This is a genomic window from Streptomyces sp. 11x1 (assembly GCF_032598905.1).
Classification (GTDB): Bacteria; Actinomycetota; Actinomycetes; order Streptomycetales; family Streptomycetaceae; genus Streptomyces.
Genome location: NZ_CP122458.1, coordinates 4,885,708 through 4,909,200, shown reverse-complemented (window position 1 = coordinate 4,909,200; position 23,493 = coordinate 4,885,708). Strand labels below are relative to the sequence as shown.

The following is a 23,493-nucleotide window of genomic DNA, read 5'->3' as shown; positions in this document are numbered from 1 at the left end:
CCATTTACAGGACCGGGTCGCGGAAGGGACGGCAAGGACGACTGCCGACCCGTTCAGTCGGCCGTGGCCGGGCTGAACCAGGCGGTGAGGGCGGTCCGGAGGGCGGCGGGGGCGGGGGTGGGGTGACGACGCTCGCCTTGGGCATGGAGGTGCTGCCTGTGATCACCCAGGACTGGCAGATATATTTCGTAGCTCGATATATGCTCGATGCGTGACCAGACAGAATCCGCCCTTGACGGAACCGCAGTACTTCATCCTTGCCGCACTCATGGATGGTCCGTTGCACGGTTACGGCATCATCAAGGCTGCCGAGCAGGCCACCGACGGGCGGCTCCGGATCGCTGTCGGCACTCTCTACGGCGCGCTGGAGCGGATGGAGCGGGCCGGGCTGGTGGCCGCCGGCCATGAGGAGATCGTGGACGGGCGGGCGCGGCGCTACTACCGGCTCACCGAGGACGGCACCGAGGCGCTCGGCCGGGAGGCGCTGCGGATGCAGCAGGCGGCGGCCATCGTCATCGGACGCTCGCGGGATGCCGGAGCGGCCCCGGCATGAACCGTCTGCTGCTAGCGGTCTATCCCGAGCCCTACCGCTCCCGACAGGGAGAGGAGGTGCTGGCCTGCCTCTCCGAGGCGTATCCCGGCCGCTCCTGGCCCCCGCCGCGGGAAGTCGCCGCCCTGGTGCGCGCCGGGGTGCGGGCCCGCGCCCGTGCCGTCGTCGACGACACGGCCCGGCCGTGGTGGCTGGACGGCATCCATCTGGCCGCCCTTCGCTCTCGGTGCAGGGGCAGCGAAGAGGCATGGATCTACCCCCTGTCAGGAGCGGTCTACGGCTCGACGCCCCTGCCACCGATGGAATTGAGCGCCAAGCCGACCCTGATGGTGGGCCTGGCCGTCATCGTGGTCCTCACCCTGGTGCGGCGGTGCTGGTGGCAGGGATGCGCGGCGCTCGGGGTCGTCATTTTCACGACCGGAGGCAAGGAGGTGCTCGAATCGACCATCCTGCCCCGCCCTGATCTGGTGGGCGCGCCGGAGAATCTCCTTGAGCAGGGTTTTCCCAGCGGGCACACGGCCATCCCCGCCGCGCTGACCCTCGCCGCCGTCCTCGTGGTTTCCCCTCGCATCCGCCCCTATGTCGCCACGGCCGGTGTGCTGTGGCTCGCCTGCATCGCCGCCGCCAGCGCGACCATGGGCGGGCACCGGCCCAGCGAGGTGCTGGGAGCCACACTGTTGGCCTGTGCCTGTTACGGCCTCGCCACCTGGCTGCTGCTGCCGGCCGCCGTGCCAGGCGCCACGTGGAGCCCCCGTGCGCTGCCCGCCATCACCCTGACACTGGCCTTGGCCGTCGCCCTCGCCTCCGGCGCACGGAACGACACCCTCACCAGGTCACTGACCTCCGCGGCGGCGGGCTTCCTGTGCGCGGCCCTGGTCTGGTACGCCGCAGTCGGGCGGCCCGCCCGCGCCGCACGCCGCACACGCCCCGCGCTGGGCTGACGACCCGGCCGGCGTGTCCTCCCGCAGTCCCGGTCAACACGCAGCGGCGACGGCATGTACGTCAACGGCGTCAAGATCCTCCTCAAGGGAGCCAACCGGGCGGAGCGGAGGTGAATGGGTGGCGGAGTCTTGTCTATTTCAACAACCCCTGTCCCGGTAGCCTCATCTGTGGCCAGTAGCGCACCATCCCCCCACCCCCCAGGTAAGCGTGCCGGCATGGACGACACCCACGTATCTCTGCCCCTGGCAGCCGGGTGCTCTCCCCCGTTCGCCGCCTCTAGGAGGACCACGGTGAAAGTTCGCACCAGAAGCTCGGCGATCATCGGCACTCTCTGCCTCGTCGCTTCCCTCGCTTTGACCACGGCGTCTGCCGACGAACCCAGCGCCCCACGTCAGGCAGCAAAGGTCGTGCTCACGAAGGTGGCCACGGCCCAGAATCCATCCGTCGGCACCGCCGGTCCCGGCGGCACGGTCTGGCTAGCCGAACGCGCCGGCAAGGTAAGGGTCTTGGGCGATGAGGGGCTCGGCGCGCCCGTCATCGACATATCCGGCGAGACCACCACCAACGGCGAACGTGGCCTGCTGGGCATCACGTTCGACAAGGAGTTCGCGCACTTCTACATCTCGTTCACGAACCTCCAAGGCACCACCACCGTGGACGAGTTCGCGGTGCGGGACGGCAAGATCCAGCCGGGTACCCGGCGTACCGTCCTCACCCAGACACAGCCCTACGCGAACCACAACGGCGGTGACATCGCGTTCGGCCCCGACGGCTACCTCTACATCGCGCTCGGCGACGGCGGCTCGGCCGGCGACCCGCACGGCAACGGGCAGAACCTCGGCACGCTGCTCGGCAAGCTGCTGCGGATCGACCCGAGCGGCGGCAAGCCCTACGCGATCCCGCCGGGCAACCCGTTCGTGGACGACCCGAACGCGAAGGACGAGATCTGGGCGTACGGGTTGCGCAATCCGTGGAGGTTCTCCTTCGACGCGGGCACGGGCGACCTGCTGATCGGGGACGTCGGCCAGAGTGCCTGGGAGGAGATCGACTGGGCGCCGGCAACCAGCAAGGGTGGCGAGAACTACGGCTGGTCCCAGATGGAGGGCAACCATCCCTTCCGGGGCGGCACGGAGCCCGCGAACCACGTACCGCCGATCCACGAGTACGACCGCAGCGGGCCTGGCTGCTCGGTCACCGGCGGATACGTCTACCGGGGCGAGGCCATCCCGGACCTCAGGGGCCAGTACGTGTTCAGCGACTACTGCGACGGCACCATCCGCACGCTGCAGTTGGAGAACGGCAAGGTGACCGGCGTGAGCGACCTCGGAGTCGACGGCGGCCGGGTCGTCTCGTTCGTGCAGGCAGGCAACGGCGAGCTGTACGTGCTCGACCTGCGCGGCAGCGTCTCCCGCATCGACCCGGCGTGACGACGACCGCATGAAGAAGTCGCCGAGCTGCCGGTACCACCCAGGTCGGCCGGATCACCTTCGGGATCTCCGGCCCGCTTGAGGCGCGTCCGAGGCCTCGACCCGAGAGCCTGACGTCCTTCGGGTGCAGGACCCGCGGTTCGGCGACCGCTGCTGGACGACGCTGAGTCGGTGTTGCGCCTTCGGAGTCATCTCTTCGGGTCGGGGTCGGGGCACTCCCGGCCCGGCCCGGAACCGGCGGTATGCCGACCGGCCGTGTCTGCCACCGCGTCCACGACGAATCCTCCGCAAAGACGGCGCCCGACGCCACGGCCTCGCCGTCCTCCACGACGACGCCGACCGCCGTGCCATCGCCCGGCACGCATCCGACCTGACCGAGCACAACATCCACGACATCGTCTGAGCCGTTTCCGCCGGGCCTGCGTGCGGCCCGGGCCCTTCGTGACCACCATGGCGCGTCAGTTGAAGTACTGCCTCTTGGGCTGAAGTACTGCCTCCTGGGCATGAGTTGGGCGGCCAACAACACTGCGGCGTCCACAACCACCGTCCGCACGGCGAAATAGCAGGTCAGCGATCCAGCGCACCTTCGGTGCGCGCCGGGGGCGTGGTAAATGCCGTGGCGTGCGCCGGGGGTGCTTCTGTCTGCCCTGACGTGGGCTGATGGGGGTACGGGACGCTGAGCTGGTTCGTTCCGGCCGAAACCGAAGCCTCTGTGATGCCGGTGAGCTCGCAGGTCAGCATGGTGCTGGGGACCGCCCACGGGAACCGTGGAGTGTTGCTGCGAAGCACGTGCGTCAGAATTCCTGATTCACCCTGGTCCTCCCGGAACGGCGCACCCGGCGGCCGCGACGACCACCGGGCACCCAGCCCTGCCCACACCCACCCTGACCTGGACCTATTTACGCGTCAGATGCCCGTCTTTCGGCGCCGGCAGCGACGAGCCCGCGACGCGGCCGAGACCGGCCCCCGCCAATCGGAGGGGGTCGGTCGGCTGACCGGCGGGACATCTCCCGAAGCTCGGCGGATGGTCGACAGCCCCCGCCTCGGCAAGGTTGTCCCGGTGACCGACATCCAAAGCGCCAAGGAGGCGCCTCCCCAGCCCTTACCCGCGTCCGAGTCCGCCACGGCGACGGAACGCCCCTCGTCGACGGCGCGGCTGGTCGGGGTGGACCTCGCCCGCGCACTGGCCGTGTTCGGAATGTTCGCCGTGCACACCGGCCCCTTCAACCCCTTCCCCACGTCCGGCAGCGGCGTTGGCGAATGGGTCGTCTGGCTGGCGAGCGGCCGGGCCTCGGCGCTGTTCGCCACCCTCGCAGGGTTCTCGTTGGTGCTGATCGCCGGTCGCCTGGAACCGAAGACCGGACTGGCCGGCCGGCAGGCGAGGGCCAGGATCGTGATCCGGGCCGTGATCCTGCTGGTGGTGGGCACCGCGTTGACGATGACCAACTTCGGCGGCGCCACGATCCTCAACTTCTACGCGGTGTACTTCCTGCTGTCCCTGCCCCTGCTGCGGCTGCGAGCCAGGACGCTCGCGCTCATCGCGGTCGCGCTCGCGGTTGTCACGCCGCAGCTGGCGTACGCCCTGAGGGCGCTGCTCAGTGAGTCGATCGTGAACACCATCGACTCGTACGACCCGATCGCGCGCCTCTCCGGCGTGGGTGTGCTCGACTTCCTGCTCACCGGCTTCTACCCGGCGATCACCTGGATGACGTTCGTGGTCACCGGCATGGCGTTGGGCCGGCTGGACCTCGCCTCAGGCGCGGTGCGGCGGCGGCTGGCCGTGGTCGGTCCCGCGCTGATCGCCCTCGGATACGGCGTCTCGTGGCTGGCGCTCCGGCTGACCGGCGGCGCTCAGAAGATCATGGTCGGCATGCCTGCCATGAAGGACCCGGGTGCCATGAAGGACTTCGGTGCCATGAAGGATCCCGGTATGGCAGAGGGATCTTTCGACTTGCCGGTCGGTGGTGGGTTGGGGGGCCCCGACGCCTGGGGGCTGCTGGCGGCCGAGCCGCACAGCGGTTCCACGTTCGACCTCGTCGGCTGCCTGGGGGTCGCGATCACCGTGATCCTGTGCGCCACGGTGGCGTTGGACCGACTGCCGTGGCTGCGTCGGCCGGCAACGCCGGTCATCGCCGTCGGCACCATGTCCCTGACCCTCTACGTAGGCCACATCCTGGCAATCCTCGCCCTGCCCGGCGAAGCGGCCACCCCGCCGCAGGCCGCCTCTTTCGGGCTGCTGCTCTGCTTCGTCGTCGGGGCCACCGTGTTCGCGGCGGTCTGGTCCCGCTTCTTCCGCCGCGGCCCCCTGGAGCACCTGCTCAACGACGCCACGAAACTGGCGCGTCGCGTCCGATGAGCCTCGGGTGGGCACCCCGGGAAGTCCGAGCGTGAGTCGGCCTCCGGCGGGCGGTCGCCGGAGGCCGTGGCCCCGCGGCTCCCGCGCAGCCGTCCGCCTCTCACCCGCCGTTCCGCCCCGACTCCGACTCCAAGGACCGTCGCCGCGGCCGTCATCCCCACCGCCCGGAGTACCGGCTCCCAGGGCCTCGGCCCGGCATCGCATTGCCGTGCCGACCGACCGGAAGGTCCGGCGCGTCGGGGGCGCCCGGCGCTGGTCGGTGTGCTGGGCGTCGCCGCGCTCACCGTGGTGCGCACCCTTCCGATCATGCTCGCCTTCCTCGGCTCGAAGTTCACCTGGCGAGAACGGCTCATGGTCGGCGCCCTCGGCCCACGCGGCACCACCTCCACCGTGTTCGGCCTGCTCGAGTTCCATGCTCTCCCGGACGGGCGGTACGCCTACACCGCCGTGTACACCATGACCCTGACGGTGCTCGGCAGCGTTCTGCTCCACGGCGGCGGCTCGGCGGTATCGCCCGGTCCTTGACCGGCCCGCCCCCGTCGGCAGCCGGCCGCCCCGGCTCCCCGGGGACCGACGAGCCGGACGCATCGGTCGTCGCCGCGCAGAGTTGATGGGCCGTACTACCCCAGGCCGGTCTTCTCCAGCCACCCGGCGGGGGTGGGCCCGACAGTTGCCGGATGTGCGCGGAGCGGCCGGGCGTCCAGCCTGGAGGCATGACACAGCACGTTCGCGACAAGGAGCGCTGGCACTTCTCGGCCTGACGCTGGTGGGGGCGCCGGTGTCCTGTTCGTCGTCCGTTCTGAGTTCCACGAGGCAGGGGTGCACGTCTTCGCCACGCGGGCGGCCTCACCGGTCCACTGAGCCGGCGATCGCGGATCTCTCGGGGCAGGCGCCTGGCCGTCGTACGCCCTGATCTCCGTGATGCCGTTGTGCACACGCTCGCGACGCGGGCCGCGGCAACCGCCGACGCGGTGCGCGGCCGACCACGTAGGAAAGGAATCCTGTGAACACCGCATCCGCCCCAGAGGCGACGGGTGCCGAGACCTTGCGCGCCCGCGAGACGCTCAAGGCGCTGTACGGGTACGTCCGTCCGCACCGGTGGGCCGTCGCGCTCGGTCTGCTGTTGGCGCTGGTAGGGGCTGCCGGAGGGCTGCTGCAGCCGCTGGCCACGAAGGCGCTGGTCGACCGGCTCTCGTCCGGGGGCACGATCGGCACCATTCTGCTGGCCATGACCGTTCTGGTCCTGCTGAGCATGGTGGCCGAGGCGTTCGGTGCCTTTGTGCTGGAACGGACGGCGGAGTCGGTGGTGCTCGCTGCCCGCCGCAGCCTCATCGGACGGTTGCTGCGGCTGCGCCTCACGGAGGTGGACCGGATGCAGCCGGGCGATCTGATGTCCCGGGTGACCTCCGACACCACGCTGTTGCGGGCCGTCAGCACCCAGGCGGTGGTCTCCGCGGCGACGGGAGCGGTGACGCTGGTCGCGGCGGTCGTGGTGATGGCGTTCCTCGATGCCGTCCTGCTGGGCGTCACGCTCGGCGTCGTCGCGGTCGTCGGTGTGGCTGCCGCGCTGGTGCTGCCGAAGATCGGGGAGGCCGCCGAGCGTGCGCAGGCGGCTGTCGGGGAGATGTCCACGGGCCTGGAGCGGGTCTTCGGCGCGTTCCGTACGGTGAAGGCGTCCGGCGCCGAGGAGAGGGAGACCGCTCGCGTCGAGGCGGCGGCACGCAGGGCGTGGCGCCACGGCGTGCGCAGCGCGAAGTGGGAGGCCGTGCTGGGTTCGGCCGACAACCTCGCCGTCGAGCTGGCGTTCCTCGCGGTACTGGCCGTCGGCGGGGCGCGGGTGGCGTCCGGGGACATGCCCGTGTCCACGCTCATCGCGTTCCTGCTGTACCTCTTCTTCCTGATGGAGCCGGTGTACCAGCTGGTCGAGGCAGCGTCCCAGTACCAGGAGGGCGCGGCCGCGATCGCCCGGATCGCGCAGGTCGACCGCCTGGCGACAGAGAAGCAGGACCGGCACCGGTCGGCGCGGCCCGCGGCGACCAAGACGGTGGGGCCACGTCCGGCGTCGGTTCGCTTCGAAGAGGTGTCCTTCCGCTACGGGACCGGGTTGCCGGACATCCACCAGCGGGTGGACTTCGAGGTGCCGGGAGGCGGAATGACGGCGTTCGTCGGCCCCTCGGGGGCGGGCAAGTCGACGGTCTTCGCGCTCGTCGAGCGGTTCTACGAAGCGACCGGCGGCCGTGTCCTGGTCGACGGCAAGGACGTGACACAGTGGCCGCTGCCCGAGCTGCGGTCCGTCATCGGATACGTCGAGCAGGACGCGCCGGTGCTGGCCGGCACGCTGCGGGAGAACCTGGTCTTCGCCGCGCCCGGCGCGACCGACGACGAGATACGCGAGGTCCTCACCCGGACCAGGCTCGACGCCCTCGTCGAGCGTCTCCCGCACGGCCTGGACACCCCGGTCGGGCACCGCGGCACGAAACTGTCCGGCGGCGAGCGCCAGCGCATCGCGATCGCCCGCGCGCTGCTGCGCGGGCCCCGGCTGCTGCTCCTGGACGAGGCGACCTCGCAGCTCGACGCCGTCAACGAGCTGGCACTGCGGGACGTCATCGCCGAGACCGCACGCGAGACCACCGTGCTGGTGGTGGCCCACCGCCTGTCGACCGTCACGGACGCCGACCGCATCGTCGTCATGGACGCGGGCAAGGTCCGCGCGGTCGGTACCCACGAGGAGCTGGTGGCCGAGGACGAGCTGTACGCGCGGCTCGCGGCGACGCAGCTCCTGACCTCGGCGGGACGCGGGTGAGACGGGCCTGACCCGGGGGCCCGCCGGTGCCGTCGGCCGTCGGGCCTCGTCCACCGGCTGCCCCCGCCGTGCGGCGGGGGCAGCCGGCTGCGGCGGTTTCGCTGCCCGCCCAGTCAGTCCCTCACCCGGGAGTCCCCATGCCCGTGCTCATGGCCGAGGGCGAGCAGGCCCGCTGAGCAGGCCGGACGGCCGCCCGCTCGACCTGACGCGCACGGGCACCGGCCGGCAGCCCACTCCGCGCCCCGGTACACCCTTTCCGCCGCGGGCTCCCACGGCGCTGATCATGGCGGCGGTGACCGCGGAGCCGACGCGTGGATCATGACGGTCATCGTCGAACCGGCGCCTGCACCACCTTCGCGGACCTTCTCCAGGCCATCGAGCGCCATGGCGGAGCACGCGCGCACGATCCCCGCACCACTCGGCGCCGTCGGCACCCGGCACACCGGCCAACGGTTCTCAGCACACGAGGAATTCGGGGAGTACGCACGCCTGCGCCGCGACGCCCTGTTGCGCTACAGGCGACCTGGCCGGGCGTCAACCTGAGGACCGAGTGGTGGCGGCCACCGTGTCCTGAACCCGCGCCGGTCCTTGCCCCCGGCCGCGCCGACACCAGGCCCACGGATGTACCGCAGTTGTCCAGACCGCGTCCGTGGACGACCGGTTGGCGTCAGGCGGAGCTGAGATCAGTCGGCCAAAGACCACAGCCGAAGCCCGCAAGGGCGATCCCCTTGCGGGCCTCGGACGGCTGACCGGGCCGGGATGGGGCATGAAGCCGAGCCACCCCGACCGGACATCAGCGGATGTACTTGGCGGGTTTGGTGGCTGCGTTGAGCAGGTACTCCAGAGGGCCGCGGCGGAAGAAGCGGGACCAGATCGTGGCGAACACGATCGCTGTCAGGATGTACGTGAGCACGGGTACCCAGGACGTCGTGGTGCCGGCGCCGGAGGCGGGCCACGCGGACTGTGCGAGGAAGTGGCCGACGTAGGCGGTCAGGGACATGGTGCCCACGGCGATGACCGGTTTCGCCAGGCGGCGCAGTAGCGGCAGGCGGTCGATCGCCACCATCGCGGCCACGATCACGAGGATCGCGACACCCACGCAGCCGATGGTGTCGAGGGTGGTGCCGGTGTGCGACATGGCACCCAGCAGGTCCGAGGCCGACAGCTCGGGCCCGCCGGACCCGCTGCCCATGGACCCTGCCCCGGACCCGCTGCCCATGGATCCGCTGCCCATGGACCCCGCTCCGGAGCCGCTGGACGGCCCTCCGCCTCCCCTGAAGCTCAACACCGCGCTCGTGCCACCCAGCAGCGTGGCCAGGCCGTAGGCGCCCACGGTGAGGCTTGCACCGAGCGCAGCCAGGCGCCGCTGGACGGTGGCGGCGGTCAGGTCGAGGCGGGCCAGGGCCATGCCGGCGGTCACGAACGCCATCCACGTGATCGTCGGGTAGAGGCCCGTGAGCAGCAGATCGAGTACGCCCACGGTGCTGAGCCGTTCCAGCGGGTCGTAGGCGTTGATGCTCTGCTGGACGGAGTCGCTCAGCCACATCTTCAAAACGAACGCCAGCTGCGGCATGACGAGCGCGATCCCCGCCGCGATGATCGCCAGCGTCCTGGCGCTCAGTCGCACCAGGAGCAGCGCGAGGAGGAAGTAGACGCCGTAGTAGGCGAGGATGATGATGTCCCCGTACTCCATCGCCAGCACGGTGCCCAGCGCCAGCAGGATCACGGCGCGGATCGCGATGCGGGCCTTCGCCTGCCGGCCCGCCAGGCCGGTCTTGGGCTCACGGCGGCCGGCGATCAGCATCAGGGAGAACCCGGCGAGGGTGGCGAACAGGGCCGACGAGCGCCCCTCGGCCAGGGAGTACACCCAGCTGCCGAGGTCGTTCCCGGCTGACGGCATCGGGGCGATGTGCACGATGTACATGCCGAACACCGCCAGCGCGCGGGCCAGGTCCAACCCGACCAGGCGTCCCATCGAGGGGCCGGGCGAGACCTGCCCGGCGGACTCGGGGGAGGTTCTGGGCCCTGGAGGCGAGTTCTCCGGCGGAGCCGATGTCTCCTGCGGCGGCTGTATCTGTGTCATACACAGAATGCTTCGGTGCCGGCAGGAGACGGACCATCCGGCAGGCTTCGGTAACGCCCCCGCCGACCGGCCGGGCCCACCCCGCCGACCGGCGGAACAGCGCCGCGGCGGCCGGCCGGCGGGCCCGGACAGCCAACTGCCCTATTTGATGATGGCGTTGGCCACCACGACCGTCAGCCCGAGCAACGAGTCCACGGTGCCGATCATCAAGGCGGAACTCCACGTGCGACCGGCAGCGCGGGCCGCGAGCAGGCCCCAGACGAACAGCAGCACCACGTTCACGGCGAAGGCCACGTACTCGATGCCCGCCGAGGGCCACCACCCCCAGCCCGCGCCGAGCAGCAGGACCACCGTCGGCACCGTCGCCACCACCAACGGCCACTCGGACAGCAACAGCCGCACCGCGGCGCGCACACCGTGATGGGTCCGGTCGCCGCGCAGGGCGATGAGATGCGCGTAACCGTGCGCCAAGGCCGATGCGGCGGCCGTGATCAGGAGCCACTGGGCGCTGATGAACCGGTCGGCGGACGCCGTCTCACCCTGCTCCGTCAGGGCGGCCACCATGGAGCTGGCGAGTACCGCCCCGTACACGCCTCCGAACAGCACATGGGGCTGCGCCGCACAGCGGCGCAGAGCACGGACAGGCCGACGAAGGCGCAAATCGGGCATGACTGGGTGATCCTCGAACGGTTCGGGAAACGACTGCGGCCGGCAGACCCGCTCGGGCCCACGGACCGATCCCACCGAACGAGAACCGCCGACACCATCCGCCGGACCTCGCCCACCCGCCCGCCGACGGGCCGGAGCGCTCCCCCCCCCGAACGGCTGGAACCATCCTGCCGGGTGGCGGGAGTCTGCAGCGGCCGCACCGTCCCGCACCTGGCCGGACGTACTGTCCACAGGGAGCGATCACCGTACGGGAACGTGAGCGCCCCGACGCGGGGCGTATGGCGTACAGGGACGCCGAGAAGCTGGACAGGGCAGACAAGTGTGAGGCGGAACGCCGGTGATCCGGGTAGTGGTGGTGGACGACGAGGCGCTGGTGCGGTCCGGGTTCCAGCTGATCCTGAATGCCTCTGACGGCATCCAGGTCGTGGCGACCGCGGAAGGATCGCACGCCGCCGACGTGATCCGGCGTGAGCATCCGGACGTCGTGCTCCTCGACATCCGCATGCCGGACGTGGACGGCCTGACCGTCCTGAGGGAGATCCAGACGCTGCCCGAGCCGCCGACGGTGGCTATGCTGACCACCTTCGACACCGACGAGTACATCGTGACCGCGCTGCGCTCGGGAGCCGCGGGCTTCCTGCTCAAGGACACCGAACCCGAACAGCTCGCCCACCTCGTACGCACACTGGCCGCGGGCGGGGTGGTGATGTCCCCGAAAGCCTCGCGGGCCCTGCTGCGCGGCCATCCTGGGGCGGACACGCCCCAGGACGCGGACGTGGCGCGCGTGAACCTGCTCACCGACCGCGAACGTGACGTCCTCGTCCTGATCGCGGAAGGACTGTCCAACGCCGACATCGGCACCCGCATCCACCTGAGCGCGGGCACCGTCAAGGACCACGTCAGCTCGATCCTGACCAAACTCCGGGTCACCGGCCGCGTCCAGGCGGCACTGCTCGCCGAGCGGGCCGGACTGCTCGGCGACAACGGCGACGTCGGCGCCGGCACGGCACGGGACAACCGGTGATGGGCACGGGTGAGGCACTGCGGCGGGTGCCGCCCTGGGCCGTCGACGCGGGCCTCGTCGTGCTCGCGGCCCTCGACGCCTGGATCAACCTCTATGGCGAGGCGTCAGCGTTCATGTGGGCCTGCGCCGCCCTCGGCTGCGCCGGACTGTTCCTGCGCAGGCGCCTTCCCCTGCCCGTCTTCCTGCTGACACTGCCCATGACCCTGTTCATGGACGTGGCAGTCGTGCCGATCGCCGCCCTGTACACACTGGCCACGCGCACCCGTAACCGCCCGCTGCTGGCCGGATGCGCCCTGCTGAACGCGGCGGCGACCACCCTCGCCTGGCCCCTGTCCGACACGTTTTCCGGCGACACGTTTTCCGGCGACGGGACCTGGACGCTCATCGAGTTCGTCTACACGCTGGCCATGGCCTTCGCTCCGATCCTGTGCGGCCAGCTCGTGCAGGCCAGACGCGACGTGGCCCGCCAACTCGTCGAGGTCAAAGTGGCCCGCGAACACGAACGCGCCCTGTACGCCCAGACCGTCCTCGCCCGCGAACGCGCCCAACTGGCCCGCGAGATGCACGACGTCGTCTCCCACCAGGTCAGCCTCATCGCCGTGCAGGCCGGAGCCCTGCAGGTCGCCGCCAAGGAGCCGGACGCCCGCGACGCCGCCCGCACCATCCGCACCCTGAGCGTGAACACCCTCGACGAACTCCGCCACATGGTCACCCTGCTCCGCGCCTCCGGCGGCAAGGACACCGAACTCACTCCGCAGCCCACCCTCGCCGACCTCCAGCAACTGATCGCCAACAGCGGCATCGAGACCACGCTGACCGGCGAGCTCCCGCCCGGCATCAGCACAACCGCCCAACGCACCGTCTACCGCACGGTCCAAGAAGCCCTCACGAACGTCCACAAGCACGCCCCGGGCGCCCGCGCCGAGGTGCGTCTGTGGCATGACGCGCAGCACTTCGGCCTCACCGTCGCCAACACCGCCCCACCCGCCCGTCCGTCGCCCTGCCCAGCGCCCGGCACGGCCTGATCGGCCTGAGAGAACGCGCCGAACTGCTCGACGGCACCCTCACCGCCGAACCCACCCCGAAGGGCGGATACGAGGTCGAACTACGGGCCTCCGTCCGGCCCGCCTGAGCACAACCCGCCCGACGCGGATCGGCGTGCCCGGACACGACAAACTCCAGGCCGCTGACCTGGGGTTTCATAGGGAGCGGGTGACGAGAATCGAACTCGTGTTCTCGGCTTGGGAAGCGACGGCGCTTGAGTGGCGCATATGGCCCCGACCTGCTGAGACGGCCCTTCTCCACAGTGGAGGTTCCGGTCGGATCGCACCGCTGCCGACCGTGCTTGCCCGCCCTTACGGGCACGCTATGGGCACGACATCGTGGAGCGGCGGGATATCGCGGCGGAACTGCAGATCGAGGCGGATGCCGGTGACCCGGACGGGACGCTCGCCGGGAGTGGGCTGTGAACATCGATTCGACCTCCAGCCGGGCGCATCGCCTCGCGGCCGGTGCGCCCTGCAAGTCTCCGGCCGACGACCCGCAAAAAAGGGGGGCAACGCGTGAGGAGGCAGCTGGACGCGGGGCGTTGGGACGTTCACGGCGGACCGGAAGAGTCCACCTGGTCTCCGACGACCGGGCCCGCCCGCTGTGCTGGTGTGGACCGTTGTGCAGTTCATGCGGTGGCGCGGGAACGCTGATGATCACGGCGGCCGTTCAGCTGCCCGCGGGTACCACGCCGATCAGGCCACGCCCCTCCACGAACAAGAACCACGGTTGCCGTGTCTGTCTGCCCGGCGTCCGGGAAGGTAGCTTGGTGGAGAAGGCCCCTGAAGGAGGGCGATTCGATGCCGTGGTTCTTCTGGCTGCTCGCCGCCGCGGCGCTGGGTGCGGCGGAGTTCTTCACGCTGACCCTTGTCTTCGGGTTGTTGGCGGGCGCCGCGCTGGTCGCCGCCGTGGTCGCCGGTGTGGGCATCGGCCTGCTCGGCCAGCTCGTGGCCCTCGCGGCGGCATCGGCGGCGGGTCTCCTGATCGTGCGTCCTGTCGCGCTGCGGCACATGGCGCAGCAGCCGCTCGTGCGGGACGGCACGGACGCGCTGATCGGCAAGCGGGCGGAGGTGATGCAGGAGGTCACCGCTACCCGTGGCCTGATCAAAATCTCCGGCGAGGAATGGTCCGCCCGCGCCCTGGACGAGAGCCTTGTCATCCCGGTGGGAGCGCTGGTGGACGTCATGGAGATCGAAGGGGCCACGGCCATCGTCTACCCCCGCGAACTCCTTCCGTGAGCGGCTGAACGGCTGAGCGGTTGAACACCCAGCAACGGAGGCACTGTGGATCCCGTCGTCATCCCCCTCCTCGTGGCGGCCATCGTCGTCGTCTTCCTCGTGGCCTCCACCGTGCGGATCGTTCCGCAGGCGCGCCGCTACAACATCGAGCGGTTCGGCAGATACCGCCGGACGCTGCAACCCGGTCTGAACTTCGTCGTGCCGGTGGCGGACCGGATCAACACCAAGCTCGACGTGCGCGAGCAGGTCTATTCGTCCGATCCCAGGCCGGTGATCACCGAGGACAACCTCGTGGTGAACATCGACACCGTGCTCTACTACCAGATCACTGATCCGCGGGCGGCGGCCTACGAGGTCGCCGACTACCTCCAGGCGATCGACCAGCTCACCGTGACCACGCTGCGCAATGTCATCGGCAGCATGGACCTGGAGGAGACGCTCACCTCGCGCGAGGAGATCAACTCCCGGCTCCGCGCCGTCCTCGACGACGCCACCGGCAAGTGGGGCATCCGGGTCAACCGCGTCGAGATCAAGGCCATCGATCCGCCGGCCACCATCAAGGAGGCGATGGAGAAGCAGATGCGGGCCGAGCGTGACAAGCGGGCGGCCATCCTGCACGCCGAGGGTGAGCGGCAGGCCAAGATCCTCACCGCGGAAGGCACGAAGCAGAAGGACATCCTGGAGGCCCAGGGCACGCAGCAGGCCATGATCCTGCGAGCGGACGGTGAGGCCAAGGCGGTGGAGCTCGTCTTCCAGGCCGTCCACCGCAACAACGCCGACCCGAAGGTGCTGGCCTACAAGTACCTGGAGACGCTCCCGCACCTGGCGAGCAGCGACAACAACACGTTCTGGGTGATCCCGGGGGAGCTGACCGAGGCGGTCCGCACGGTCACCCGAGCCTTCGGCGACGAGTCGACGACGGTCGCCCCGGCCCCGGGGCAGTCCGGGGAAGCGGCCACCGCCGACGATCACACCGCCCCGGACGACCTCCGGACTCCCCAGCTGGAGGCGGGCTCCCTGGTGTCCCTCGACGCCGCGGCCGCGGCGGACGAGGCCGGGAAGCAGGCCGCCGCGGCGGTCAGCGACGCCAAGGCGGAGGCCGAGGCCGCGAAGTCGGCGCAGATGCCGCGCCGGGCGCGGACATCTGACGGTTGAGCCGCCTCGGCCGGCCGAGAACCGTTCCCGTGCCCGGACGCGGGGGCGACGTCACTGCCGGTACGACCGCCACGCCGACCCATGGGCAACCCAGGGACGCCAAGTGGAATGCCTGGCGTTTCTTGACGCCTTCTTGGCAGGGCCCCGGCATGGACGATCCGCCCAAGACTGCCGGGATCCGGCAATGCGATGAGGAGCGGATGCGGGCACCATAGGGGCCGAGGGGAGCACGCGACCGCGGTCTCGATGCCGGGCACCGGCAGGTGTCCGGCATCCGGGCTGCGGAGCTGTGCCGAGGTCGTGTGACGGCGTTGAACGGGGGGTGGGCATGCGGACGTTCTTGGAGGCCGCCACAGGCTTTCCGACTTTCCTGTTCACCGTCCCGCTCGTGGCGGCCGCGGGCTTCTGGCTGCTGGTCGCGGTGGGTGCCGCCGGCTCACGCACCTTCGACGGGGACGCCGACCTCGGTGCGCTGGGCCTGGACGGCGTCCCGGTCGCGGTCGCGTTCTCGCTGTGGACGGGCTTCGCCTGGGCCGCCAGCCTCGGCGCCGTCGTCCTGCTGCAACCGCCGGCTTCGTCGGGGCCGGCGCACGCGCTGACGGGGCTCGTCGTCCTCGTCGCGGCGCCCTCGGTCTCATGGTGTGCGACCCGATCGGTGGTACGGCTGCTGCGCCGCCTCCGTCCAGATGAACCCGGGCCGTCCTCGCCGCGCCTCGCCGGGCCGTCCCGCACGGGCCGTTCGGAGCGGGCGGACGGCGGCCCCCACCAGGGCGACCACGCGGCCCCGGAACTCCACGCGCGCCGTCGGGCCGCCTGAGCCGCAGACCCGCCCCAGCCCCCGGGGTCGCCCTCCAGAGGCGCCCGGAAGCGCGTGTGCTCCTTCCGGCCCCCGGCATGCGCTCCCTCCTGATCTTTCCGATTCCCGATGACGTCCGGGCCTTCGCCGGTCTCGGGTCCCTCACCTGCCAAGGATGTTTCTCATGACTGCCATGATCGTGGGCGCCGGTGTCTGCCTGCTCATAGCGCTCCTCGTCCTCCTCCTCTTCTCCCGGCTGTTCCGCAAGGTGGAGCAGGGCAAGGCGCTGATCGTCTCCAAGACGAGGAAGGTCGACGTGACCTTCACGGGGCAGGTCGTGCTGCCCGTGTTGCACAAGGCCGAGGTGATGGACATCTCGGTGAAGACCATCGAGATCACCCGGGCCGGCAAGGAAGGTCTGATCTGCCGGGACAACATCCGGGCCGACATCCGGATCTCGTTCTTCGTGAAGGTCAACAAGACCGTGGAGGACGTCGTCAAGGTCGCCCAGGCGGTCGGTACGGCACGGGCGAGCGACCGGAACACGCTGCAGGAGCTGTTCCACGCGAAGTTCTCCGAGGCGCTGAAGACCGTCGGCAAGCAGATGGACTTCACCGACCTCTACACCAAGCGTGAGGAGCTGCGGTACCGGATCATCGAGGTCATCGGCGTCGACCTCAACGGCTACCACCTGGAGGACGCGGCGATCGACTACCTGGAGCAGACGCCGCTGACCCAGCTCGACCCGGCCAACGTCCTCGACGCGCAGGGCATCCGGAAGATCACCGAACTGACGGCCGTGGAGCACGTCCGCACCAACGAGGCCCAGCGCACCGAGGAGAAGGAGATCACCCGGCAGAACGTCGACGCCCGGGAGACCATCCTGGAGCTGGAGCGCCGCCAGGCCGACGCCGAGATCAAGCAGCGGCGGGAGATCGACACCGTACGGGCGAGGGAAGAGGCCGAGACGGCCAGGGTGGTGGAGGAGGAGCGGCTGCGGTCGCAGGGAGCGTTCCTGAAGACCGAGGAGCAGCTGGGCATCCAGCGCGAGAACCAGGCCCGCGAGGTCGCCGTCGCCGCCAAGAACCGCGAGCGGGTCATCGCCGTGGAGAGCGAGCGCATCGAGAAGGACCGGCTGCTGGAGGTCATCGCCCGGGAGCGGGAGACCCAGTTGACGCGGATCGCCGCCGAGAAGGAGGTCGAGGCGGAGAAGCGGGAGATCGCCGAGGTCATCCGCGAGCGGGTCGCCGTGGACCGTACGGTCGCCGAGCAGGAGGAATCCATCAAGAAGCTGCGGGCCGTCGAGGAGGCGGAGCGGCAGCGGCAGGCCGTGATCATCGCCGCGGAGGCCGAGGCGCAGGAGAAGCTGGTCAAGGACATCAAGGCCGCCGAGGCCGCCGAGCAGGCCGCCACCCACCGGGCCGCCGAGGAACTCACCCTGGCCGAGGCCCGGTTGAAGACCGCCGACCTCGACGCGCGGGCCAAGCTGCGCCTCGCCGAGGGCGTCCAGGCGGAGGCCGCCGCCGAGGGCCTGGCCGCCGTCCAGGTCCGTGACAAGGAGGCCGAGGTCATCGAGAAGGCCGGCCGCGCGGAGGCCGAGGCCACCGAGGCACGCATGCGGGCCGAGGCGGAGGGCGCGCGGGCACAGGCGCTCGCCGAGGCCGAGGCCATCGGCGAGAAGCTGAAGGCCGAGGCGGCCGGCCTCACCGAGAAGGCCGCCGCGATGGCCGCGCTCGACGAGGCGTCCCGTACGCACGAGGAGTACCGGCTGCGGCTGGCGGCCGAGAAGGACATCCGCCTGGCCGGGCTGGACGTGCAGCGGCAGGTCGCCGAGGCACAGGCCACGGTGCTCGCCACCGGCCTGGAGAACGCCGACATCAACATCGTCGGCGGCGAGTCGGTCTTCTTCGACCGGCTGGTCGGGGCGATCTCGCTCGGCAAGGGCGTCGACGGCTTCGTCCAGCACTCCGAGACCGCCCAGGCACTCGCCGGACCCTGGCTGGACGGCACGGCGAGCTTCACCGACGACCTCACCCGTGCCCTGGGCTCGGTCTCCACGGCCGACGTACGGGACCTGACCGTTTCCGCACTGCTGATGAAGCTGATGAAGACGGGCGGCGCCGACTCCCAGGCTCTGCGGCAACTGCTCGACACGGCGGGTGAGCTGGGGGTCGCGGACACCTCGCTCGCCGCGCTGAACGGCAACGCCAGGAGCTGAAAGGCCGAGCGGCGCGGGGCCACCGCCCCGGGGCCGCTCAGCGGTCCGGAGCTGCCGCACAGGGGACAGCAGCTCCGGACCGCGTCACACCGGCCCAAGACGGCCTCGACTTCGGAAAGTCCCCGACCTCCTGAGACTTCCTGATACTTCCTGAGACCTCCTCGGACTTCCGAGACCTCCTGAGACCTCCTGAGACTTCCGAGTGACATCCGAGAGGGACCGATCCGCATGACCACCGGGACGACGGACCTGGACACCCGCACGTACGAGGCGCTCGACACCGGTACGTACGACGTGCTGCGTGACCGGCTCACCGCGCAGGCCGCCGAACTCGCCCGCCGCGCCGAGGCCCTCAACATCCGCCGTGCCCAGGAGTTCGGCTCGACGCGCCTCGAACTCACCGGCACCGAGCGGTTGCGCACCGAACACTCCTGCGTCCCCCGGGACCTCGTCTCCCTCGGTGACGTGCTGCTCCTCGGCCGCAACGCCCACACCGGCCGGCGAGACGGGACGGCCGTGAGCGACGTCTTCACGCTGCACGACCGCGATCTGAACCGGCTGCCCGACGACGCCGTGCCCGGTCTGCTCGACGACCCCGACTTCGTGGCGGAGTTCACGGCCCTCCACCGTTACTACCGCCAGGCCCACCTGCTGCGCCTGAGCCGTGTCGACGGCAGGCTCCTGGCCGTCTTCCGTACCGGCGAGAAGGCCGACGACATCCGCGTCCTGCGCTGGGCGCTCACCGACGACGGACAGGTGTCCTTCCTCGACGCGCGCGGCGACCGCGACCATGTGCCGCCGCCCGCCCACGACTTCACCTGGACCGAGGCGACCCGCGAGTCCCATGTCCTCGGCCGCCACCCGCACGTGTCCGTCGAGGGAGAGGTCTTCGTCACGACTGTCGGAGGCACCCTCACCGTCAAGGTCGAGGACGACACGGAGACGGGCGAGGGAATCCACTCCGAGCCCGTCGACGAGCCGTTGCAGTCACTCGCCGACGCCGACATCGCGTACGCGCGGGTGGGCACCCTGGTCCTGCTGCGTATCCGGCCCTACAAGGAGGACGCCCACCGGTACCTGGTGTTCAACACGCTCACCAGGAGCGCCGTCCGTCTCGACGGCATCGGCCCGGCCTGCCGCCGCCTCCCGGAGGACCAGGGCATCGTCTTCCCCGGCGGCTACTGCCTGGCGAACGGCACGCACAAGACCTTCGACGGCATCGGTGCCGACGACCTGGAGTTCGACCGGGTGGTCCGCTCACCCAACGGTGAGGACGTCCTCTTCGCGTTCCACGCCCCCGTGGCGGGCCGCAGCCTCCTGCTGCCGTACAACGTGATCCGCAAGGAGACCGCGACCCCGCTGACCTGCCGGGGCTGGGCCCTCCTCGACGACGGCACGCTCGTCCTGCTGCGCACCGAGGGCGAGGAGCCGCAGCGCGTCCACCCGGTCCAGCTGTGGAGGTCCCCCTACGTCTCCGACACCCACGCCGCGGCCCGGCCCCTCGGGGACGGCCCGCTCGCCCGCGTCGGCAACGCCGACCTCGTGCGCGGCATCTCCGACTGCCTCTCCATCGCCGGTGCGGTCGCCGGGACGACCCCGACGAGCGAGGTGTACGAGGCGCTGGTCGCGGCCTGCGTCCGGGCCGCGGACTCCTACCACTGGCTGGAGGACGCCGAACTCGGCGATCTGCGGGAGCCGCTCACGGACGTGCGGACGACGGCCGAGCAGGTACTGGCCGAGTTCGAGACCGTACAGGCGCTCACCCGGCAGGCCGCCGACGCGCTCGACGAGGCGGCGGACCGGGTCGCCCAGGTGGTGCGCCGACTGCGCGGGGAGACCTTGCGGGGCGCCGCCGTCTGGGTGTCCGGCCTGACCGAACTCCGGCAGGCGCAGGGGCATCTGCTCACGCTCAGGGACCTGCGGTACGCCGACGCGGCCCGCATCGACGCACTAGCCGCGGACGTCGAGTCCGACCTCGCCTCGTTCGGCCGGCGGGCGGTCGCCCACCTGGCCCGCGAGGACGCCTTCGGCGACCACCACGCGGAGGTCGAGCACCTCCTCGGGGACGCCGCCGCCATCACCACGGTCGCCGAGGCCGCGCCCGTCGCCGCCCGCATCGACCGACTCGCGGACGGACTGGGCACGGTCACCGAGGTCGTCGCGGGACTCGACATCGGCGACGCCACCGTCCGTACGTCCGTCCTGGAGCGGATCGCCGAGGTCCTGGCCGGTGTCAACCGGGCCCGCGCCGTGCTCGACGGCCGCCGCCGCGATCTCCTCGACCGCGAGGGACGTGCCGAGTTCGCAGCCGAGTTCACCCTGCTCGGGCAGGCGGTCACCGGTGCCCTCGTTTCCGCCGACACGCCCGAGGCATGCGACGAGCAGCTCGCCCGCCTGCTGGCCCAGCTGGAGAGCCTGGAGGCGCGGTTCTCGGAGTCCGCCGAGTTCGACGACTTCCTCGGGGAGCTGGCCGACAAGCGCGACGAGATCCACGAGGCGTTCTCCTCCCGTAAGCAGAACCTCGCCGACGCGCGCGCCCGCCGCGCCGAGCGCCTCGCCGACTCGGCGGCCCGTATCCTGCGCACGGTAGTCCGCCGCGCCGCCTCCCTCCCCGACGCGGACGCCGTCACCACGTACTTCACCTCCGACCCGATGCCCGCCAAGGTCCGCCGCATCGCCGAGGACCTGCGGCACCTCGGCGACCAGGTCCGGGCGGACGAGCTGGACGGCCACCTGAAGGCCGCCCGTCAGGAGGCCCTGCGCGCCCTGCGCGACCGCACCGACCTCTACGGCGACGACGGTCGCACGATCCGCCTGGGCACCCACCGTTTCGCGGTGAACACCCAGCCGCTCGACCTCGCCCTCGTCCCGCACGGCGACGGCCTGGCCTTCGCGATCAGTGCCACCGACTACCGCTCCCCGGTCACCGACCCCGACTTCGCCGCGACCCGCCCGTACTGGGAGCGCCCGCTGCCGTCGGAGTCCCCGGACGTCTACCGCGCCGAACACCTCGCCGCCCGGCTGCTCGACGAGCACGGCGCGACGGCCCTCGCCGAAACCACGGACCTGACCGCGCTGGTACGCCGGGCGGCGCAGGAGGCGTACGACGAGGGATACGAGCGCGGAGTCCACGACCACGACACGCTCCTGATCCTTACCGCGCTGCTCCGTCTGCACGAGGACGCGGGCCCGCTCCGCCACGAGCCGGTGGCCCGCGCGAGCGCCCAGCTGTTCTGGGCGCACGCCACGACGGCCGAGGAGCGCGAGGCGTGGACCCGCCGGGCCGTGTCGCTCGCCCGCGCCCGGGAGATGTTCGGGCTCACGTCCGCGATCGCCGACCTGCGGGGCGAGCTGGCGCGAGCGATCGGCGGGCCCACCGCGGACGCCGCCTCGGCCTACCTCTTCGAGGAACTCACCGGCGGCGCCGACGGCTTCGTCATCGACGCGGGCACCCACACCCTGCTCGACAAGTTCCGCCGTACGGTGGGGACTTCGGCGTACGACGAGGACCTCACCGCCCTCGGTGACCTGGGGGCACGCCGACAGTTGGTCGAGGCGTGGCTGTCCGCGTACGCCGCCTCCACCGGCGCGGACCTCGCGCCCGGTGACCTGGCGGAGGCGGTGGCCGCCGAGCTGTGCCCGGATCTGACCCGCTACACGTGTGACGCGCCCCTGACCGAGACGGTCGAGGGCCTGCTCGGCACCCACCCCCGCCTCACCGGCGGCACCCTCACGGTCCGCGTCGACGAACTCCTCGCCCGCACCCACGCGTTCCGCACCCACGAGGTGCCCGCTCACCGCGCCTACCAGCGTCGCCGCACCACCCTGACGGCCGCCGAACGCGCCCGGCTGCGCCTGGACGAGCACCGCCCGAGGATCATGTCCGGATTCGTCCGGGGCAGGCTCGTCGACGAGGTGTACCTCCCGCTCATCGGCGACAGCCTCGCCAAGCAGCTCGGCACCACGGGCGAGTCCAGGCGCACCGACACCGGCGGCCTGCTGCTGCTCGTCTCCCCGCCCGGCTACGGCAAGACGACCCTCATGGAGTACGTCGCCGACCGGCTCGGCCTGATGCTGGTGAAGATCAGCGGCCCCGCCCTCGGCCACACCGTGACCTCGCTCGACCCCGCCGAGGCCCCCAACGCCACCGCACGCCGGGAGATCGAGAAGATCAACTTCGCGCTTGAGGCGGGCAACAACACCCTCCTGTACCTGGACGACATCCAGCACACCTCGCCCGAACTGCTGCAGAGGTTCATCCCGTTGTGCGACGCCACCCGCCGCGTCGAGGGAGTACGGGACGGCGAGCCGCGCACGTACGACCTGCGCGGCAAGCGCTTCGCCGTCTGCATGGCCGGCAACCCCTACACCGAGTCCGGCAGCCGCTTCCGCGTCCCCGACATGCTCGCCAACCGGGCCGACGTGTGGAACCTCGGTGACGTCCTCACCGGCAAGGAGGACGCCTTCGCGCTCAGCTTCATCGAGAACGCCCTCACCGCTCACCCGGTCCTCGCCCCGCTCGCGGGCCGCGACCGCGCCGACCTCGACCTGCTGATCCGGCTCGCCGGGCACGACCCCACGGCCCGTGCCGACCGGCTCGCCCACCCCTACACCTCCGCCGAGCTGGAGCGGATCCTCGCGGTCCTGGGGCACCTGCTCACGATCCGGGAGACGGTCCTGGCGGTGAACGCCGCGTACATCGCCTCCGCCGCGCAGTCGGACACCACCCGCACCGAGCCGGCCTTCCGGCTCCAGGGCTCCTACCGCAACATGAACAAGATCGCCCAGCGCGTCCAGCCGGTCATGAACGCGTCCGAACTGGCCGCTCTGATCGACGACCACTACACGGCCGAGGCCCAGACCCTCACCACCGGAGCCGAGTCCAACCTCCTCAAGCTGGCCGAGCTGCGCGGCACGCTCACCCCGGAACAGGCCGCCCGCTGGACGGAGTTGAAGGCGGCGTACGTCCGCACCCAGGCCCTCGGCGGCCCGGACGACGACCAGCTCACGCGCGCGGTAGCCGCACTCGGCCTCCTCGCCGACCGGATCGCCGCCGTCGAGTCGGCCATCTCGCGGGCCGCGGACCCGCGCAGCCTGCTCGCGAACCCGAACGCCCGGCACGCGGCCCACCCGGTACGCGACACGGAAGGGAGCTGATATTCCTTTGGCATATGCGATAGCTTCC

At 71.1% G+C, this 23,493-nt stretch carries 14 protein-coding genes and 1 pseudogene; 13 read left to right on the top strand and 2 right to left on the bottom strand.

Annotated elements, in window-relative coordinates:
• Positions 1 to 211: 211 nt before the first annotated feature.
• From P8T65_RS21475 to P8T65_RS21450, 6 genes are all read left to right on the top strand, one after another.
• The gene (locus tag P8T65_RS21475) at positions 212 to 553 is read left to right on the top strand and encodes a helix-turn-helix transcriptional regulator (RefSeq protein ID WP_316726921.1); all 342 of its coding nucleotides are present in this window, start codon (positions 212 to 214) and stop codon (positions 551 to 553) included.
• Complete coding sequence (locus P8T65_RS21470; RefSeq protein WP_316726920.1) at positions 550 to 1,491, top strand: phosphatase PAP2 family protein; 942 nt, start codon at positions 550 to 552, stop codon at positions 1,489 to 1,491. The genes P8T65_RS21475 and P8T65_RS21470 overlap by 4 nt, the downstream gene beginning before the upstream one ends.
• A gap of 291 nt (positions 1,492 to 1,782) precedes the next feature.
• Complete coding sequence (locus P8T65_RS21465) at positions 1,783 to 2,919, top strand: PQQ-dependent sugar dehydrogenase (protein WP_316726919.1); 1,137 nt, start codon at positions 1,783 to 1,785, stop codon at positions 2,917 to 2,919.
• A gap of 1,060 nt (positions 2,920 to 3,979) precedes the next feature.
• Positions 3,980 to 5,275, top strand: a complete 1,296-nt coding sequence (locus P8T65_RS21460) for a heparan-alpha-glucosaminide N-acetyltransferase domain-containing protein (RefSeq protein ID WP_316726918.1) — start codon at positions 3,980 to 3,982, stop codon at positions 5,273 to 5,275.
• 261 nt (positions 5,276 to 5,536) lie between these two features.
• Complete coding sequence (locus P8T65_RS21455; RefSeq protein ID WP_316726917.1) at positions 5,537 to 5,800, top strand: cation:proton antiporter; 264 nt, start codon at positions 5,537 to 5,539, stop codon at positions 5,798 to 5,800.
• Between the two features lie 478 nt (positions 5,801 to 6,278).
• A complete protein-coding gene (locus P8T65_RS21450; RefSeq protein WP_316726916.1) occupies positions 6,279 to 8,078 on the top strand; it encodes an ABC transporter ATP-binding protein in 1,800 nt (599 codons plus the stop codon).
• A 793-nt stretch (positions 8,079 to 8,871) separates the two neighbouring features.
• Here P8T65_RS21450 and P8T65_RS21445 read toward each other — a convergent pair.
• Positions 8,872 to 10,161 (bottom strand): DUF418 domain-containing protein, encoded by a 1,290-nt coding sequence (locus P8T65_RS21445; protein ID WP_316726915.1) that lies wholly within the window; start codon positions 10,159 to 10,161, stop codon positions 8,872 to 8,874.
• 141 nt (positions 10,162 to 10,302) lie between these two features.
• Complete coding sequence (locus P8T65_RS21440; RefSeq protein ID WP_316726914.1) at positions 10,303 to 10,830, bottom strand: hypothetical protein; 528 nt, start codon at positions 10,828 to 10,830, stop codon at positions 10,303 to 10,305.
• A 349-nt stretch (positions 10,831 to 11,179) separates the two neighbouring features.
• On the opposite strand from P8T65_RS21440, the gene P8T65_RS21435 reads away from it, so the two are divergent.
• The 7 genes and pseudogenes from P8T65_RS21435 to P8T65_RS21405 all read left to right on the top strand — a co-directional run bounded on the left by P8T65_RS21435 (position 11,180) and on the right by P8T65_RS21405 (position 23,465).
• The gene (locus P8T65_RS21435; RefSeq protein WP_316731652.1) at positions 11,180 to 11,854 is read left to right on the top strand and encodes a response regulator transcription factor; all 675 of its coding nucleotides are present in this window, start codon (positions 11,180 to 11,182) and stop codon (positions 11,852 to 11,854) included.
• Positions 11,854 to 12,986: pseudogene (locus tag P8T65_RS21430) on the top strand (sensor histidine kinase). Before P8T65_RS21435 ends, P8T65_RS21430 begins: the two are co-directional and overlap by 1 nt.
• A 715-nt stretch (positions 12,987 to 13,701) precedes the next feature.
• Entirely contained in the window at positions 13,702 to 14,139 is a 438-nt protein-coding gene (locus P8T65_RS21425) for an NfeD family protein (protein ID WP_316726913.1), read from the top strand.
• Positions 14,140 to 14,184: 45 nt separating this feature from the next.
• Entirely contained in the window at positions 14,185 to 15,294 is a 1,110-nt protein-coding gene (locus P8T65_RS21420; protein WP_316726912.1) for an SPFH domain-containing protein, read from the top strand.
• A gap of 328 nt (positions 15,295 to 15,622) precedes the next feature.
• The gene (locus P8T65_RS21415; protein ID WP_316726911.1) at positions 15,623 to 16,111 is read left to right on the top strand and encodes a hypothetical protein; all 489 of its coding nucleotides are present in this window, start codon (positions 15,623 to 15,625) and stop codon (positions 16,109 to 16,111) included.
• A 163-nt stretch (positions 16,112 to 16,274) separates the two neighbouring features.
• Entirely contained in the window at positions 16,275 to 18,308 is a 2,034-nt protein-coding gene (locus P8T65_RS21410; RefSeq protein WP_316726910.1) for an SPFH domain-containing protein, read from the top strand.
• 228 nt (positions 18,309 to 18,536) lie between these two features.
• Positions 18,537 to 23,465, top strand: coding sequence for a DNA repair ATPase (locus tag P8T65_RS21405; RefSeq protein WP_316726909.1), 4,929 nt, complete (start codon positions 18,537 to 18,539; stop codon positions 23,463 to 23,465).
• Positions 23,466 to 23,493 lie beyond the last annotated feature (28 nt).